This is a genomic window from Novosphingobium sp. BL-S-20 (assembly GCF_055521635.1).
Genome location: NZ_CM145494.1, coordinates 1,324,258 through 1,339,119, shown reverse-complemented (window position 1 = coordinate 1,339,119; position 14,862 = coordinate 1,324,258). Strand labels below are relative to the sequence as shown.

Annotated in this window: 10 protein-coding genes and 1 tRNA gene; 10 read left to right on the top strand and 1 reads right to left on the bottom strand. The window is 67.0% G+C overall.

Annotation, left to right across the window (positions count from 1 at the left end; genetic code table 11):
• Positions 1–29: 29 nt before the first annotated feature.
• Positions 30–2,558, bottom strand: a complete 2,529-nt coding sequence (locus ACZ1II_RS14125; RefSeq protein ID WP_465147002.1) for a TonB-dependent receptor — start codon at positions 2,556–2,558, stop codon at positions 30–32.
• Positions 2,559–2,876: 318 nt separating this feature from the next.
• Here ACZ1II_RS14125 and infA point away from each other — a divergent pair, with 318 nt between their 5' ends.
• The 10 genes from infA (at position 2,877) to bcsD (ending at position 14,829) form a co-directional block, all read left to right on the top strand.
• The gene (gene infA, locus ACZ1II_RS14120) at positions 2,877–3,122 is read left to right on the top strand and encodes a translation initiation factor IF-1 (protein WP_007014967.1); all 246 of its coding nucleotides are present in this window, start codon (positions 2,877–2,879) and stop codon (positions 3,120–3,122) included.
• Positions 3,103–3,732 carry a Maf family protein gene (locus ACZ1II_RS14115; protein ID WP_465147001.1) on the top strand — a complete coding sequence of 210 codons (630 nt, stop codon included), beginning with the start codon at positions 3,103–3,105 and terminating at the stop codon, positions 3,730–3,732. The genes infA and ACZ1II_RS14115 overlap by 20 nt, the downstream gene beginning before the upstream one ends.
• Positions 3,725–4,699, top strand: a complete 975-nt coding sequence (locus ACZ1II_RS14110; protein WP_465147000.1) for a ribonuclease — start codon at positions 3,725–3,727, stop codon at positions 4,697–4,699. The genes ACZ1II_RS14115 and ACZ1II_RS14110 overlap by 8 nt, the downstream gene beginning before the upstream one ends.
• Complete coding sequence (locus tag ACZ1II_RS14105; protein ID WP_465146999.1) at positions 4,696–4,893, top strand: DNA gyrase inhibitor YacG; 198 nt, start codon at positions 4,696–4,698, stop codon at positions 4,891–4,893. Before ACZ1II_RS14110 ends, ACZ1II_RS14105 begins: the two co-directional genes overlap by 4 nt.
• 112 nt (positions 4,894–5,005) lie before the next feature.
• A tRNA-Phe gene (locus ACZ1II_RS14100) sits at positions 5,006–5,081 on the top strand.
• Between the two features lie 278 nt (positions 5,082–5,359).
• Complete coding sequence (locus tag ACZ1II_RS14095; RefSeq protein ID WP_465146998.1) at positions 5,360–5,707, top strand: hypothetical protein; 348 nt, start codon at positions 5,360–5,362, stop codon at positions 5,705–5,707.
• Positions 5,707–6,438, top strand: a complete 732-nt coding sequence (locus tag ACZ1II_RS14090) for a cellulose synthase operon protein YhjQ/BcsQ (RefSeq protein WP_465146997.1) — start codon at positions 5,707–5,709, stop codon at positions 6,436–6,438. The genes ACZ1II_RS14095 and ACZ1II_RS14090 overlap by 1 nt, the downstream gene beginning before the upstream one ends.
• Complete coding sequence (bcsA, locus tag ACZ1II_RS14085; protein ID WP_465146996.1) at positions 6,435–10,883, top strand: UDP-forming cellulose synthase catalytic subunit; 4,449 nt, start codon at positions 6,435–6,437, stop codon at positions 10,881–10,883. Before ACZ1II_RS14090 ends, bcsA begins: the two co-directional genes overlap by 4 nt.
• Positions 10,880–14,371, top strand: coding sequence for a cellulose biosynthesis protein BcsC (locus ACZ1II_RS14080; RefSeq protein WP_465146995.1), 3,492 nt, complete (start codon positions 10,880–10,882; stop codon positions 14,369–14,371). Before bcsA ends, ACZ1II_RS14080 begins: the two co-directional genes overlap by 4 nt.
• On the top strand, positions 14,368–14,829 hold the full coding sequence (bcsD, locus tag ACZ1II_RS14075; RefSeq protein WP_465146994.1) for a cellulose biosynthesis protein BcsD: 462 nt from the start codon (positions 14,368–14,370) through the stop codon (positions 14,827–14,829). Before ACZ1II_RS14080 ends, bcsD begins: the two co-directional genes overlap by 4 nt.
• The last annotated feature ends 33 nt before the right edge of the window (positions 14,830–14,862 follow it).

Genomic DNA, 14,862 nt, shown 5'->3' with positions numbered 1-14,862 from the left:
GATCGGGTAGACCCGGCCGCGATGAATCCTCAGAACATCTTGCGCAGATCGATCCCGAGCACCCTGCCCTGCGGCTCGCGATAGGCGGCCTGATAAGCGATCGGCACGACGCCGTTCCCATCCGTGACCTTCTGCCGCGAATCGAGCAGGTTGTCGGCCACCAGCGAGACCCGCGCGCCCTTGAGGAACGGCATCTTCGCCACGAGCGCCTCGTTCCGGCCGAGGTCGGCGAAAAGCCGAAGGTTCACGTCGAACGTGCTGCCGAAGCGCAAGTCGGAACTCGACGGCGCGCCGCTGCCGTTGACGTGGGTGGGCGCTTCCCATTCGGCCTTGAGACGCAAGCCGTAGCCATTGCGGAACATACCGCCCTCGGCCTCGAAGGCATGGCGCGGCACGCCTCCCGCCGTGAGCGCCTCGCCGTTCAGCTGGTCGAACGGTGCAACCCCGTCCGCGAGGGTCACGCGGTCGGTGAAGCGCCAGGTGTGGTAGATCGAGAAGTTCCAGCGCCCGCCCTTGCCGCCAGGTCCCATCATCGGCGGCCCCGCCGGACGGGGCGCGGCATTCTGGCCGGGCTTGCCTGCGCCGGGAGCGCCCGGAGGAGGACCGCTCGGAGCCTGATCGCTGCCGAGCTTGCCCTGGAAATTGAGGCCCCAGCGGATGCGCGAACTCACTTCCTCATCGAAAGTCACGGCGCGCCGGTCGATATAGGTCAGGTTGCCTTTCTCGTCGCGCTCGACACGACCGGGGAATGCCGCCTCGACGGCAGGCGTCAGCATCGGAAACGCCTCGCTGACGTTCGAGGAACGATTGCGGAAATATTCCACCAGCAGGTTCGAGCGTTCCATGAACGGCAGTTCCCAAGTGGCCGACAGCTTGATGTCGCGCTGGGTCTCCTTGACGAGATCAGGGTTGCCGCCGGTCAGCACCGTCACCAGCGCCGTAGTGCGTTTGGTGAAGTCGTAGACCGAGACATTATAGCTCAGCACGTTCGGCGCGCCGAGCAGCGCCAGACTGGGCGCGGCTTCCTCGAACAGATAGCTGGCCTGGATCGTCAGCTTTCTGGTGGGCGACCAGGTGAGTCCTGCGCTCCAGTCGGTCAGCGTGCCGAAGTCCGAGAGATGGTTCAGCCCCGCGCTGAGATTGAGCGCCAGATCGCCGATCCCGCCCAGGAAATCGCCGCGACTGGTGAGCGGGAGTGCGAGATTGATGCCGCCCGAAAGGTCGCCGCGATTGAGCCGGACAGCGGGGCCGCTCGATGCCGTATCCGTGCTGCGGACCCGGCTGAAATCGTAGCCGCCCTTGACGGTAAGGTTGGCATCCCCCGCAGGCATATGGAACGGCATGCCGGAGAGCGTCGCCAGCGAGGACAGCGCCATGGTGCGGCTGCGCGCGAAGTCGCGCCCCGCCCCCGGCACCAGCGGCAGGGGACCGTCGATAGCGAGCGTCCCGGCCAGCGCATCCGCCTGCAAGCCGGAGAGATCGCGGCGCTTGTCCGTATGCGTCTCGGCGTCGGTATAGCTGCCGTCGCCGGTGACGTTGAACATCCACGAACCGATCATCGTATTGTAGCCGAGACCGGCCTCGAAGATGTCCGTCACCACTTGCGAGCGCAGCGGACCGGGCAGAGCACGCACCGCCTCGCTTCCGGACGGCGATTCCAGCGTGACGGTATCCAGCCCCGAAAGCGTGGTCATCTTCGAACGGGTGTAGGACCCGTTGGCGGTGATCGCGCCGCCCAGACCGCTTTCGCCGAGGCTCTGCGTCATCGTGCCGTTGAGCACCAGTTCGGCGTCGGCAGCAGCAAGGCTGCGATAGCGCGCCGGGTTCGGGTCGCCCGCCACCGTGGGCACCGAGCCGTCCGCCTGGCGCACGTTCCGCTCATTCTCGGTGAGCATCGAGGTGTCGGTATACTTGGCATTGAAGTTGTAGCGGCGCGGCCCGGCGATCTTCACCAGCCCGCTTTCGAGTTCGTAATTGTCGTAGCCACCGCGGGTCGGGCGGTTGTATTCGCCCGCCAGCGTGGTCGCCGAGAAGCGGTCCTTGAGGATCAGGTTCACCACCCGCTGGTTGGCGGGATAGCCGAAGCGCAGCGCCACTTCCTCGGGCAGGACTTCCATCTTGCGGATCGCCTCGGGCGGGATGTTGCGCATCTCGCGGAAGCTGGTGATGCGCTGGCCGTTGACGAGGATCACCGGCATGCCAGAGCCGCGCCCACGCCCGCTTCCGGTCTGGGGCGAGATCGCATCGATCAGGTCGCCGATCGAATCCGCGCCATAGGCGGCGATGTCACCCTCGTCGAACGTCGCGATCGGCGCGCTCGGAACCTCAAGCTGCCCGCGGATGCGCGGCGCGACGACGACGATGTCGCCGCTCGTCACTTCCAGCGGATCGTCCTTCTTCTCCTCATCCTCGGGAGGCGTGACATCGACCGGATCGCCCGACACCGCCGCGCCGCCAAGAGCTACCCCCGCCGCGGACAGCGGGACAGTTTCAGCCTGGGCCAGGGCCGGCAGGCAAACGCCCGCGACCAGCGACCCAAGCAGAGGGGCCAGATGCACGCACCGCAAATCAACACTCCGCCAATAAAAGAATTCACGCCATCGCGGCGAGGCTGATGCCGCGTCTGCGAAGACGCCGCAAGGTGCTGCCGGGTAACATTTTGTCGCGCCCTCCCGGCGAATTGGTTCGGGGAACTGTCCTGCGAAAGTCAAAGCCGCCGCGAAGACTTTCGATGCGGCATTTTTGAAACGCGGCCGGAGAAAAGCGCGCTACCGCTGCCCCGCCGGGAAGAGTTGGAACGGCAAGGCTTCCATTTTCGGTGAGTCGTGGCTATGGCGCGCCGCAATCATCAGCAAGCTTACGGGTATTGATCGCCAATGGCGAAAGAAGAACTCCTCGAGATGCGCGGCCGGGTCGTCGAACTCCTGCCCAACGCGATGTTCCGCGTAGAGCTGGAAAACGGCCACGAAATTCTCGGCCACACTGCAGGCAAGATGCGCAAGAACCGCATTCGCGTGCTGGTCGGCGACGAAGTTCTCGTCGAACTGACCCCCTATGACCTCACCAAGGGTCGCATCACCTACCGCTTCATGCCTGGTCGCGGTGGCCCCGGTCAGTACTGATCTCGCGTCTCCCGTGGGAGACCTGACCGCCCCTCGGCCGGACTTGCGGCTGATCCTTGCCTCGGCCAGCCCTCGCCGACGCGAGTTGATCGGCCGACTGGGGATTGCGCCCCACGCCGTCACCGCTGCCGACATCGACGAGACGCCCGCTGCCGGGGAAGTGCCCCGCGCCTATGCCCGCCGCATGGCGCGCGAAAAGGCGCTGGCAGCAGCAGATGACAGCGCGCACGTCCTCGCCGGAGATACCGTCGTTGCCTGCGGCCGCCGTATCCTGCCCAAGGCCGAGGACGAAGCCACCGCGCGCGCCTGCCTAACGCTGCTCTCCGGTCGTCGCCACCGCGTGCTTTCCGCCATCGCCCTCCGCTCGCCCGACGGCACTTTGCGCGAACGTCTTTCCGAAACGGTGGTGCGCTTCAAGTCGCTCTCGCCCGCAGAGATCGAAGCCTATATCGCCGGCGGCGAGTGGGACGGCAAGGCGGGCGGCTATGCCATCCAGGGCAGCGCCGAGGGCCTGATCGCGGAAATCGCCGGAAGCCATTCGGGCGTCGTCGGCCTCCCCCTGTTCGAGACCCGCGCCCTGCTGAAGGCCGCAGGATTCGCGATTGGCTGAGTGGCTCGTCGAGGACGGGATCGGCGAAGCGCGCGCGATCCTCGTCGAGAACGGCGAAGTGCTGGCGGCCCGGCTGCAATGGGACGGTGCTCTCGCCCCCGGTGAAGTGGCCGATGCCGTGCTCGTCTCCCGGGCCAAAGGCGCAAGGCGCGGCACCTTGCGCTTCCCCTCGAGCGAGGAAGCGCTCATCAGCGGGTTGCCGCCGGAAGCCAGCGAAGGCGCACCGCTGCGCGCCCAGATCACCCGCGCCGCCATGGCCGAGACCGGGCGCCTGAAACGCGCCCAGGCCAGGCCGACGAAACTTCCGCCCCGTCCCGCCCCGTCGCTGGCAGAAGCACTGCAAGAAACCGGCCATCCGGTCCGCACGCTCCGCAAGTTCCCCGAGGACCCCTGGCCCGAACTCTTCGCCGAAGCGCTCGGCGGCGAGATCGCTTTCGAGGGCGGCGCGATTCTCGTCATCCCTACCCCGGCGATGACGCTGATCGATATCGACGGCACCCTGCCCCCGCGCGCCCTCGCGCTGGCGGCGATCCCGGCTATCGCGCAGGCCGTCGGACAATTCGATCTCGGCGGCTCGATCGGCATCGATTTCCCCTCGCTGGAAGGCAAGGAGGACCGCCGCGCCGTGGACGAAGCGCTCGCTGCGGCGCTCGACCACTGGCCGCACCAGCACACCGCGATGAACGGCTTCGGCTTCGTCCATCTCGTCGCCAGGCTGGAGCGCCCCTCGATTCTCCACCGCCTGCGCCACGATCCCGCCGGAGCCTGCGCCCGGCTGCTGCTGCGACAGGCGGAGCGGGTACAGGAACCCGGCACGCTGCTGCTGACCGCCCATCCCCGCGTGCGTGCGCGGGTGCGCAGCGAATGGGAAGCCGAACTCGCCCGCCGCACCGGGCGCGTGCTGGCCTGGCGGGAAGACCCCGGCCTTGCACTGGGCGGCGGATTCGCGCAGGCGATCACGTCATGAGCGACAACACCACCGTAAGGGCCAATGCCAAGTGCCCGATCTGCGGCAAGCCGCGCAATGCGCAGCATGCCCCCTTCTGCTCCAAGCCCTGCCGCGACCGCGATCTGCTGCAATGGCTGGGCGACGGCTATGCCATTCCCGGACCGGCAGCACCGCAAAATCCGGACCCGGATATTTATCCACAAGACGATTGAAACGAGATCGTCATTTTAGGGTTGCCAAGCCGGTCCAGGTTCTTCATAGGCCCGCCACCAGCAGCGAACGGCCGCTTCGGCAGTCGGAAAATTCGCTGAAAAGCTTGGTTTTGCCCGGGTAGCTCAGTTGGTAGAGCATATGACTGAAAATCATAGTGTCGGCGGTTCGATCCCGTCCCCGGGCACCACTCTCTTCTGAGGGTGGTGCCTTTTTCTTTGCAGCTCCCCCTTAACGAATCGCAACAGGCGTTAGCCCCAAGGCTAATACGAAACCGATTCCGCTCCGCCCTTCCTATAAGGGTACATGTGGGCACACCGGCCGAAAAACGGGCTGAACCGGCGGAATTTTACAAGGCGAGGCGTGAAAGAAGCTGCGAAAGCAGGGTTTTTCGGACCTCGATTTCACCTATAAAGATGATGTTAACCATTAGTTGCCAGTTCTGACCGGGCAACAACGGGGATTGTCATGCGCATTGATGCCAGAAACCTTCTGGACCGATTGGGTCGCAACGAATTTGCCTACAAGGAATTCGAGGATCGGTTTTCCGACCTGGAACTCTGGCCGATCCTTGAGGCACTGTTGCGCGATCCGCGCCTTCAGACTCTCGACCAATCCGTTTCGGACGGCACGGTGCCGGAGACCGAAACTGTCGATCCGGAACTGGCTGCCGAGCCGCTGAAAAACCTGTTCAGCCGCTATGAGCAACAATCTGTTTCTCCATCGATTGCAAAACCTGTTGTTGAAGAGCCGGTTCGCGATGTACGAGCCATGTTGCGTCATTTGTCGGACCTTGGCGCCCGGGGGGAAATCTGATGCCGATGATCGTCTGTCACGGTCCCAAGGGGGGTACCGGAAACACTTTCGTGGCCGCTCACCTCGCCATGGGTCTCTCCGCCCAGGGCGCAGACGTGACCGTGGTGAGCATCGCCGCGCGCGATACGCTGCCGCTGCACTTCGGCCTGACGCCGGCCATTGCCCTCCCCGCCCTCACCGCGCCTGCTGACGAAGCCGTGCTGGTCGGCGGCATCAACTTGCGCAGCTGGCGCCGCGCGCCCGAAGATCTCGACTTCGTGCCGATGCTGAACGATCTCGGCTACTTCCAGCCCGGCAAGGACCGCGTGCTGGTGGTGGACGTGCCTTCCAGCGAAACCCGCCTCGCCCGCCGCCTGATCGACCATGCCTGCGCCCACGTCTGCACGATCAACGCCCAGCCCGACACCCTCGCGCTGCTGCCGCAGGTCTTCGGCGAAGCCGGTATCGAGGGCCTCGCCCGCACCGCCTTCGTCATCAATGCGCTGGACGAGACGCGCCGCCTCGGCCGTCACGGCTCCGCCTTCATCCGCGAACTGGCCGGCCCGCGCCTGATCGGCCGCATCCGCATGGACGAAGCGGTTCCCGAATCCATCGCCTCGCTCAAGATGCTGAGCCGCTATGCGCCCGCCAGTGTCGCCCTGTCCGACGTTCAGCAGATCGCGGAAGCCGTTGCCCCCACGCTCGATTCGACGACCCAGGCGTGGATAGCTCCGGTGAGCCGCGCCGCATGATCCGAAAGCTCGTTTCGCACCGCGCCGTCCGACTGCTGGCGATCGTTCCGATCGTCCTGATCGCGGCCATGGTGATCGGGGTCCCCCTCGACATCAATGCCCAGTGGATGTTCGCGGGCGTGACGATCTTCGGCACGCTCATCATGAAGCGCTGGCCGGGCCGCAAGGGTTCACTGGCGCTGGGCCTGCTCGCGGTGCTGATGTCCACGCGCTACATGTTCTGGCGCACGACGCAGACGCTGGCGTTCGGCACCCTGCCCGAATTCCTGTTCGGCACCGGCCTCTACCTCGCCGAACTCTATGCCTGGGTCATCCTGATCCTGGGCTTCATCCAGACCAGCTGGCCGCTCGACCGGCCGGTGATCGAACCCAAGGGCGATCCCGAGACCTGGCCCACGGTCGACATCTACATCCCGACCTACAACGAGAGCCTGGAGATCGTGCGCAACACGGTCTTCGCGGCGATGGACCTCGACTATCCGGTCGACCGCTACCGCATCTTCATCCTCGATGACGGCAAGCGTCCCGAATTCCGCGCTTTCGCCAAGGAAGCCGGCTGCGGCTACCTGACCCGCGACAACAACCTTCACGCCAAGGCGGGCAATCTCAACGCGGCGATGAAGAAGACCGACGGCGAATTGATCGCGATCTTCGACTGCGACCACGTTCCCACCCGCGCCTTCCTGCAGCTGACCGTGGGCTGGTTCCAGACCGACCCGCGCCTCGCGCTGATCCAGACGCCGCATCACATGTATTCGCCCGATCCGGTGCAGCGCAATCTCGCCTCGACGATGGGCGAGATGCCGGGCGAAGGCGACTTGTTCTATGGCCCGGTCCAGGGCGGCAACGACCTCTGGAACGCCACGTTCTTCTGCGGTTCCTGCGCGATCATCCGCCGCGAGGCGCTGATGGAGACCAACGGCTTCGCGGGCGAGACCGTGACCGAGGACGCCCATACCGCGCTCAAGCTGCAGCGCACCGGCTGGAACACCGCCTATATCAGCGCGCGCCTTTCCGCCGGTCTCGCCACCGAGCGCCTGGTGCTTCATGTCGGCCAGCGCATCCGCTGGGCACGCGGCATGACGCAGATCCTGCGCATCGACTGCCCGCTGTTCGGCAAGGGCCTGACCTGGCAGCAGCGCCTCTGTTACCTGAACGCGATGCTGCACTTCCAGTATCCGCTACCGCGCATCGCCTTCCTGACCAGCCCGCTCGCCTATCTGATCTTCGGTCAGAACATCATCCAGGCCTCGGCCTCGCTGATCTTCGCCTATGCCCTGCCACACCTGTTCTGTTCATCCGTGGCCAACGAGCGCACCCAGGGCGGCGACCGCCGCCCGTTCTGGGGCGAAGTCTACGAGACGATTCTCGCCTTCCACCTCGTCAAGCCGACCGTCATGACCTGGTTCCAACCCCGCAAGGGCAAGTTCAACGTGACCGACAAGGGCTCGCTGCTGGACAAGACCTACTTCGACTGGGACGTGGTGAAGCCGCACCTGATCTGCATCGGCCTGCTGGTCGGCGGCATCGCGCTCGCGGTCGGGAAATGGGCGTTCTTCCCCTACATGTTCAACATCCAGACCGATACGCTGGTGCTGAACTGCGCCTGGGCGATCTTCAGCCTCATCATCCTGCTCGCCGCCGTCTCGGTCGCTCGCGAGACGCGCCAGGCCCGTCAGGACATCCGCATCCCGGTGGCCCTGCCGGTCACCGCCTACCTCTCCTCCGGCCATACCTTGGGCGCGACCACGATCGACATCTCGATGGGCGGCGCCGCCCTCGCCCTGCCGGTGGAACTGCCCGCGCGCGAGGCCGAAGTGACGCACATGACGATGGCCATGGGCGATGAGGTGCTCTCGATCCCGGTTCGCACGATGCGCATGAGCGGCAACAAGGCCTTCGTCCGCTTCGAACAGCTGGACATGCTGGCGAACCGCCACCTCGTCCGCGCCGTCATGGGCCGGGCCGACGCCTGGCAGCCCACCGGCCCCAATCCGCAAGTCAGCGGCCTCCGCTCGCTGGCAGACATCATCCTTGTCGACATGGTGACGATCAAACGCATGTTGCGTCTCAATTTTGCCGAACGCCGCGCCATGGGCGCCATGGCCCCCAGCACGCCCGCGATCCCCGCCGACAAGAAGGCGAAGAAGAAGGCCAAAGGCCTGCTGCCGCTGGCCAAGGCCGCCGGTGTCGCCACCGCGCTGGCACTGGGCGTCGCGACGATCGTGCTCGGCAGCCGTGAAGTCCACGCCGCGCCGGTTCGGGCAGCTGCACCTGCCGCCACGCCCGCAGCCGATGGAGCGCCCGACGCCGCGCGCGGCGGCCTCAGCGAGCGCCTGACGCTCAAGGACATGCGCGTCGCCAGCCCGATCCGCCTTCAGGGCACGGCGGGCGAGATCGGCATTCCCTTCGGCATGCGGCAGGATCGCGTCGTCACCTCCGCCGTGCTGACGCTGCAGATCTCGTGGTCTGCACAGATGCTGGACGACATCAGCCAGCTCGTCGTCATCGTGAACGGCGAAGTGGTCCAGGCCGTGCCGCTGACCCGCGCCGAAGCGGGCGGCCACGCCCTGCGTATCCCGATCAACGGCGCCCTGCTGCTGCCCGGCGACAACCAGCTCAACATCCGCTTCCTCGGCCACTACGCCCGCGACTGCGAGGACCCGTTCCACAGCTCGCTCTGGACGAACATCAGCAACACGCGCTCGTTCCTCGACGTCGAATATCAGGCGCTCACCTTCCAGCCCGACCTTTCGCGCATGCCGCTGCCGTTCTTCGACAAGGGCCAGAACGTGCCGCTGCGCATGCCCTTCGTCTTCGCCGGACAGCCGCACAAGGGCGAGCTGGAAGCCGCCGCCGCCACCGCTTCGTGGCTGGGTTCGCTAGCATCCTATCGCGGCTTCTCGTTCAAGCCGGTCTACGGCTCGCTGCCCAAGGGCAATGCCGTGGTCTTCCTGAAGGCCGGGCAGTCGATCCCCGGTCTCGACATCGCCCCCGCCACCGGCCCGACCGCCGCGGTCGTGCGCAATCCGGCCGATCCTACCGGCACCCTGCTGGTGCTGATGGGCCGGAACGACGCGGACCTGCGGGTGGCGGCAGGCGCCGTCGCGCTCGGACGCGGCGTGTTCGGCGGCCAGCGCATGGCCTTCGACGGCGTGCGCATTCCCGCCTGGCCGCGCTACGGCGCGCTGCGCTGGATTTCCACCGACAAGCCGGTGCAGCTCGGCAAGATCATGTCTGCCTATGCGCTCCAGGGTATGGGCCTGCGCCCCGGCCCGCTGACCGCCAGCTTCCGCGTCGCGCCCGACCTGTTCTTCTGGCCCCGCGAAGGCGGCCACCTGAACCTGACCTATCGCTATCCGGTGGCCGACTGGCTCGACCAGCGCGGCTCGCGCCTCGACGTCTCGCTCAACGGCCAGTACCTCAAGACCCTGCCGCTCAGCTCGACCTGGTGGAGCAACCTGTTCGGCGGCTCGGGCGCGCGCGGACAGGATTCGTCGGCCAAGGTGGTGCTGCCGCGCTACAACCTGTTCGGCCAGAACGAGCTGGCGCTCGACTACAACCTGATCATCGCCGACAAGAAGAAGTGCACCGGCACCCTGCCGGAAAACGTCCGGACCTCGATCGATCCCAACAGCACGATCGACCTGACTTCGGCCTATCACGCGCTTCTGATGCCGGACCTCGCCACGTTCGCGGGTGCGGGCTTCCCCTTCACGGTGGCGCCCGACCTTGCCGAGACCACCGTGGTCATGGCCGCCAACCCCTCGCCCGCCTCGGTCGAGGCCTTCCTCGACCTGATGGGCCGCTTCGGCGATTCCACCGGCGTTCCGGTCACCGGCATCACCGTGACCTCGTCGGTCTCGGCTGCGGACCTTCAGGATCAGGACGTGCTGGTCGTGGGCGGCGTGGAACTCGCCTCGGCGGGCACGCTGTTCGACAAGGCCCCCGTTCGCTACGTCAACGGCCACCTCGAAGTGACCGAGCGCTCGCCGCTGCAATATGCCACCTCGTTCTTCGGCGGCACCGAGCGCAACGATCCGATGGTCGCCGCGCCGCTCGTCTACAATGCGCGCGGGTTCTCCGGCATCGTCAGCTTCCGCTCGCCCTATTCGTCCGACCGGACGGTGGTCGCGCTGCTGGCCGACAATGCCGCCGCCCTGCCCGCCCTTGTCGACGGCATGGCCGACAAGAAGATCAACGCCGCGATCCAGGGCGACCTTGCCGTCACCAAGGGCGACGGCATGACCAGCTTCGCCATCGGCGATCGCTACTGGGTCGGCTCGCTGCCGATCTGGATGAAGCTCGCCTACTGGTTCAGCCAACGTCCGATGCTGATGGGTCTGTTCTCGCTGCTGCTCGCTGCGGTCCTCGCCAGCCCCGCTTACCTCTACTTCCGCCGCCAGGCCCAGCGCCGCCTCGGCCAGCAGGACGATAACGCATGAATGCCGCGATGACCCGCCTGCGCCTCGTCGGCCTGGCGCTCCTGCTCTCCACCGCGACGACCGTTACCCATGTCGGCGTTACCCATGCCCAGGCGGCGGGCGTGGATGCGTTGCTGCAACAGGCGAAGTATTGGCGTTCCAAGGGCCGTGAGGACCTTGCCCAGCAGGCGCTGCGCCGCGCCAAGGCGCTCGATCCGGGCAATGCCTCGGTCAATCAGGCGCTGAACGCCAAGCCGGCGGCGCCCAAGCCAGCGCCGCAACCGGCTGCCAAGCCTGCCGCCAAACCGGCACAGGCCGCGCGCCCGACACCGACGCGCACGCCTGCCGCGCCGCCCGCCCAGCGCCCGACACAGGCCGCCGCGCCCGCCCGCAGCGCCCCCGCCCCGACCACTTCGGCCAATCGCGCCGGGCAGGCCCGCGTCGCGGGCTTCGACGCGCTGGAGGACGGCAACCTCGCCTCCGCCGCCAGCCAGTTCCAGCGCGCCCTCTCGGTCAACCCGCGCGACCCCGATGCGCTCGGCGGCCTCGGCCTCGTGCGCCTGCGCGAAAGCAACTTCGCGGAAGCGGCAAACTACCTCGAACAGGCCTCGCGCTACGGTAAGGCGAGCCAGTGGGCCGAAGGCCTCGGTTCCGCCCGCTTCTTCGCCGGTCTTGCCGATGCCCGCAATTTCGTGGCGCAGGGCCGCCTTGCCGATGCCCAGTCGGTGACCGAAGGCCTGATCCGCTCGGGCTATAAGGAACCCGGCCCGGCGCTCGAAATCCTCGCCGACATCTACGAGAAGCAGGGCCGCTACGCCGACGCCGCCGATCTCTACCGCCAGGCAAGCCAAGGCGGTGGCAGCGCCGACGACAAGCGTCTGCAGATGCGCGCCGCCCGCGGCCGTGCGCTCGCCGCCGCGGCCAACAACGACGACATGGGCGCCATGCGCGAGTTCCAGAACGGTCTGGTCCTCGATCCCACCGACCCCTGGATTCGTTACGAATTCGCCGAGTTCCAGATCAAGCGCGGCCGCGTGCCCGAAGCGGAATCGCTGCTGCGCTCGCTCACCTCGATGGGCCAGCCCGACGCGCTCTATGCCGCCGCCCTGCTCAACAACGACCTCGGCCGCGCCACCGAAGCCGCGCGCCTGATCGACATGATCCCCGAGGCACAGCGCACCGCACCGATGCGCAGCTTCGCGATCGGCGTGAAGACCGATGCCGCGATCGCCCGCGCCAAGTCGATGGCCGCGCAGGGCCAGCAGGCCCAGGCCCTCGCCTCGCTGCGCCAGCTCGGCGCGATGTCGGCGATCCCGGTCGGCAAGCAGGCCGCCGTCGCCAATGCGCTCTACGAATTGGGCGACGCGCAGGGCGCCGCCAGCGTGGCCGAGAACGCCGCGCAGGCGCCGATGTCCAGCGTGGCCGATTACGAAGGCCTGATCGGCGTGCTCGCCCGCGTCGGCCGCGACGATCTTGCCCAGCAGGCCCTGCAACGCGCAGGCGCGATGGCGGGCACTTCGGCGGAAGGCCAGCAGGCCTATGCGCGGATGAACGCGGCGCTGCTGGTCAGCCAGGCCGACCGTTCGCGACAGGCCGGTCGCTTCGCGGAATCCTTCGACATTCTCCAGAGCGCCTGGGCTGCCGCCCCCGAGAACATGGACATTCTCGCCGGTCTCGCGCGGCTCTACCAGGGCGGCCAGATGCCCGCCCGCGCCGCGCAGACCTGGCAACTGGTGCTCGCCCGCAAGCCGGGCGACAAGGACGCCCTGCTTGGCCTTGCCGAGACGGCGCAGGCGGCAGGCGACAACGACCTGTCGCGCCGCGCCCAGAACGATGTGCTCCGCGCCTTCCCGCAGGACTATCAGGTGCGCCTATCGCTCGCCAATGTCGAGCGCGCCCGCGGCAACGAGCGCGCGGCGATGGCCATGCTCAAGGAAGCCCGCAACCTCTATGCGCGCGGCCAGGGCGGCACTTCGATCGACGGCCTTGCAGGCGGCAATCCCTTCGCGGCGATGACCCCGGCAGGCGGATCGAACCCGTTCCGGGATCGCCCGGTGGCCACACCGCAGCAGGTCAACCCCTTCGCGCTCGGCGGCGGCACCCGTATTCCGAACAGCCGTTCGAGCGGATACGGCAGCGCCGGCACGCCCGCTTCCTATGCCGCTGCGCCCACCTATAACGCGCCCTCGGGTTATGGCACCGCGCCCAGCTACGGCGGCCAGAGCTATGCCGCCCCCGCCATGGCCTCGGCGGCCTATCCGACCACCGGCAGCAGTTACGGCGACACTGGCAGCTATGGCGACACCGGCATGGATGCCGGTTCGACCACCGCCTACTCGGCAGACCCGGTTATCGCCCAGATCCAGTCGCAGATCGCCGAAATGTCTCACGATACCGGCCCGCGCGTCGATATCGACACAGGCTACCGCCGCCGCTCCGGCGAGGCAGGCCTCAGCCAGCTCGACGAGATCAAGGGCTCGGCCCGCTTCTCCACCGATGCGCCGGGCGGCCGCGTCTATGCCAAGGCGGAAGCCTCGGTGATCGATGCCGGGCGCGCCAACCAGTCCGGCCAGGCCCGCTTCGGCACCAACGGATTGATCGAGGCAGCGTCCATCGTCGCAGAAGTACCCTCGGTGTTCCCCGCCGCCCAGACCCAGAACGCCTCGGGTGTCGCCTTCTCGGCGGGCTACGAAAGCGACAGCGTCCAACTGGAAGCGGGCACTACCCCGGTCGGCATGGGCAAGACCGAGGCGACATTCCGCGCCGCCGCCACGCCCAAGCTCTCGCCCACGGTGCGCGGCAAGGTCTTCGCCGAACGCCAGCCCGTGACCGACAGCGTGCTTTCCTATGCGGGCACCCGCGATCCCGTCACCGGCATGCGCTGGGGCCAGGTCATGCGCACGGCAGGCGGCGCGGGCCTGTCCTATGACGAGGACGGCAGCGGCGTCTACGCCGAGGGCCGCTACTATCGCTTCCGCGGCACCAACGTCGCCCGCAACAACGGTTTCGAGGCCAATGTCGGCGGCTATCTGCGCGCCTATCACGGCACCCGCGCGAACCTCACCGTGGGCCTCAACGTCAATTACCAGGGCTACGACAAGAGCCAGAACTACTTCACCTGGGGCAACGGCGGCTATTTCAGCCCGCAGCACTTCATCAGCGTCGGCCTTCCGGTGAACTACACGATGGAAGACGAACTCTTCGACATCCGCGCCTCGTTCACGCCCGGTTTCCAGAGCTACAAGCAGGATCAGACCGACCTCTATCCCATCAACGCCCCGCTCCAGACGGTGCTCGATGCGCTCAAGGATGCCAACAACGACGTGCGTTCCTATTACGACAGCATCAGCAAGACCGGATTTGCGGTTTCGAGCGACCTGTCTATCTATTACAAGCTGAGCCCGACCACCCGTATCGGCGGCGAGGCCAGCTACAACACCTTCGGATCTTACGACGAGTTCCGGAGCATGTTCGGCGTGAGACAGAATTTCGGGAGCACTGGCCGATGAAACTGCACGCATTCCCCTCTCCGCGCCCGGAAGGCGAACAGAGCGGCGCCGGAGGGCTGGCGCTCTTCGCGATGATGGCCGCCGCCGAAGTCTGCGAAGGCGCCCCCACCAGCCAGGCCCAGGGCTTCTTCGCGGCGATCGGGCGGCGTATGGCCGCGCTGGAGCCACTCGAAGGCGTCAGCGATGCCGCCGTGCTCGCCGCGCGGATCAACGGCTTCTGGCAGGACCTTGGATGGGGCGAAATCCAGCTGGCGGTGGGAGACGATGCGATCGTGGTCCATCACCGCAGCCTGCCCAAGGCCCTCACTGCCGACCAGCAGCACAACTGGACCACGATGCTGCTGGGCCTGCTGCAGGGCGCTTATGACGCCTGGTTCCGCGTGCTCGGCAGCGGCCCCGCGTTGCATACGGTCGCGCAGTGGCAGGGCGACATGGTCGAACTGCGCCACGGGCGCTGAGCGGCATTACGTCGATCAACGAGAAAGCATCGG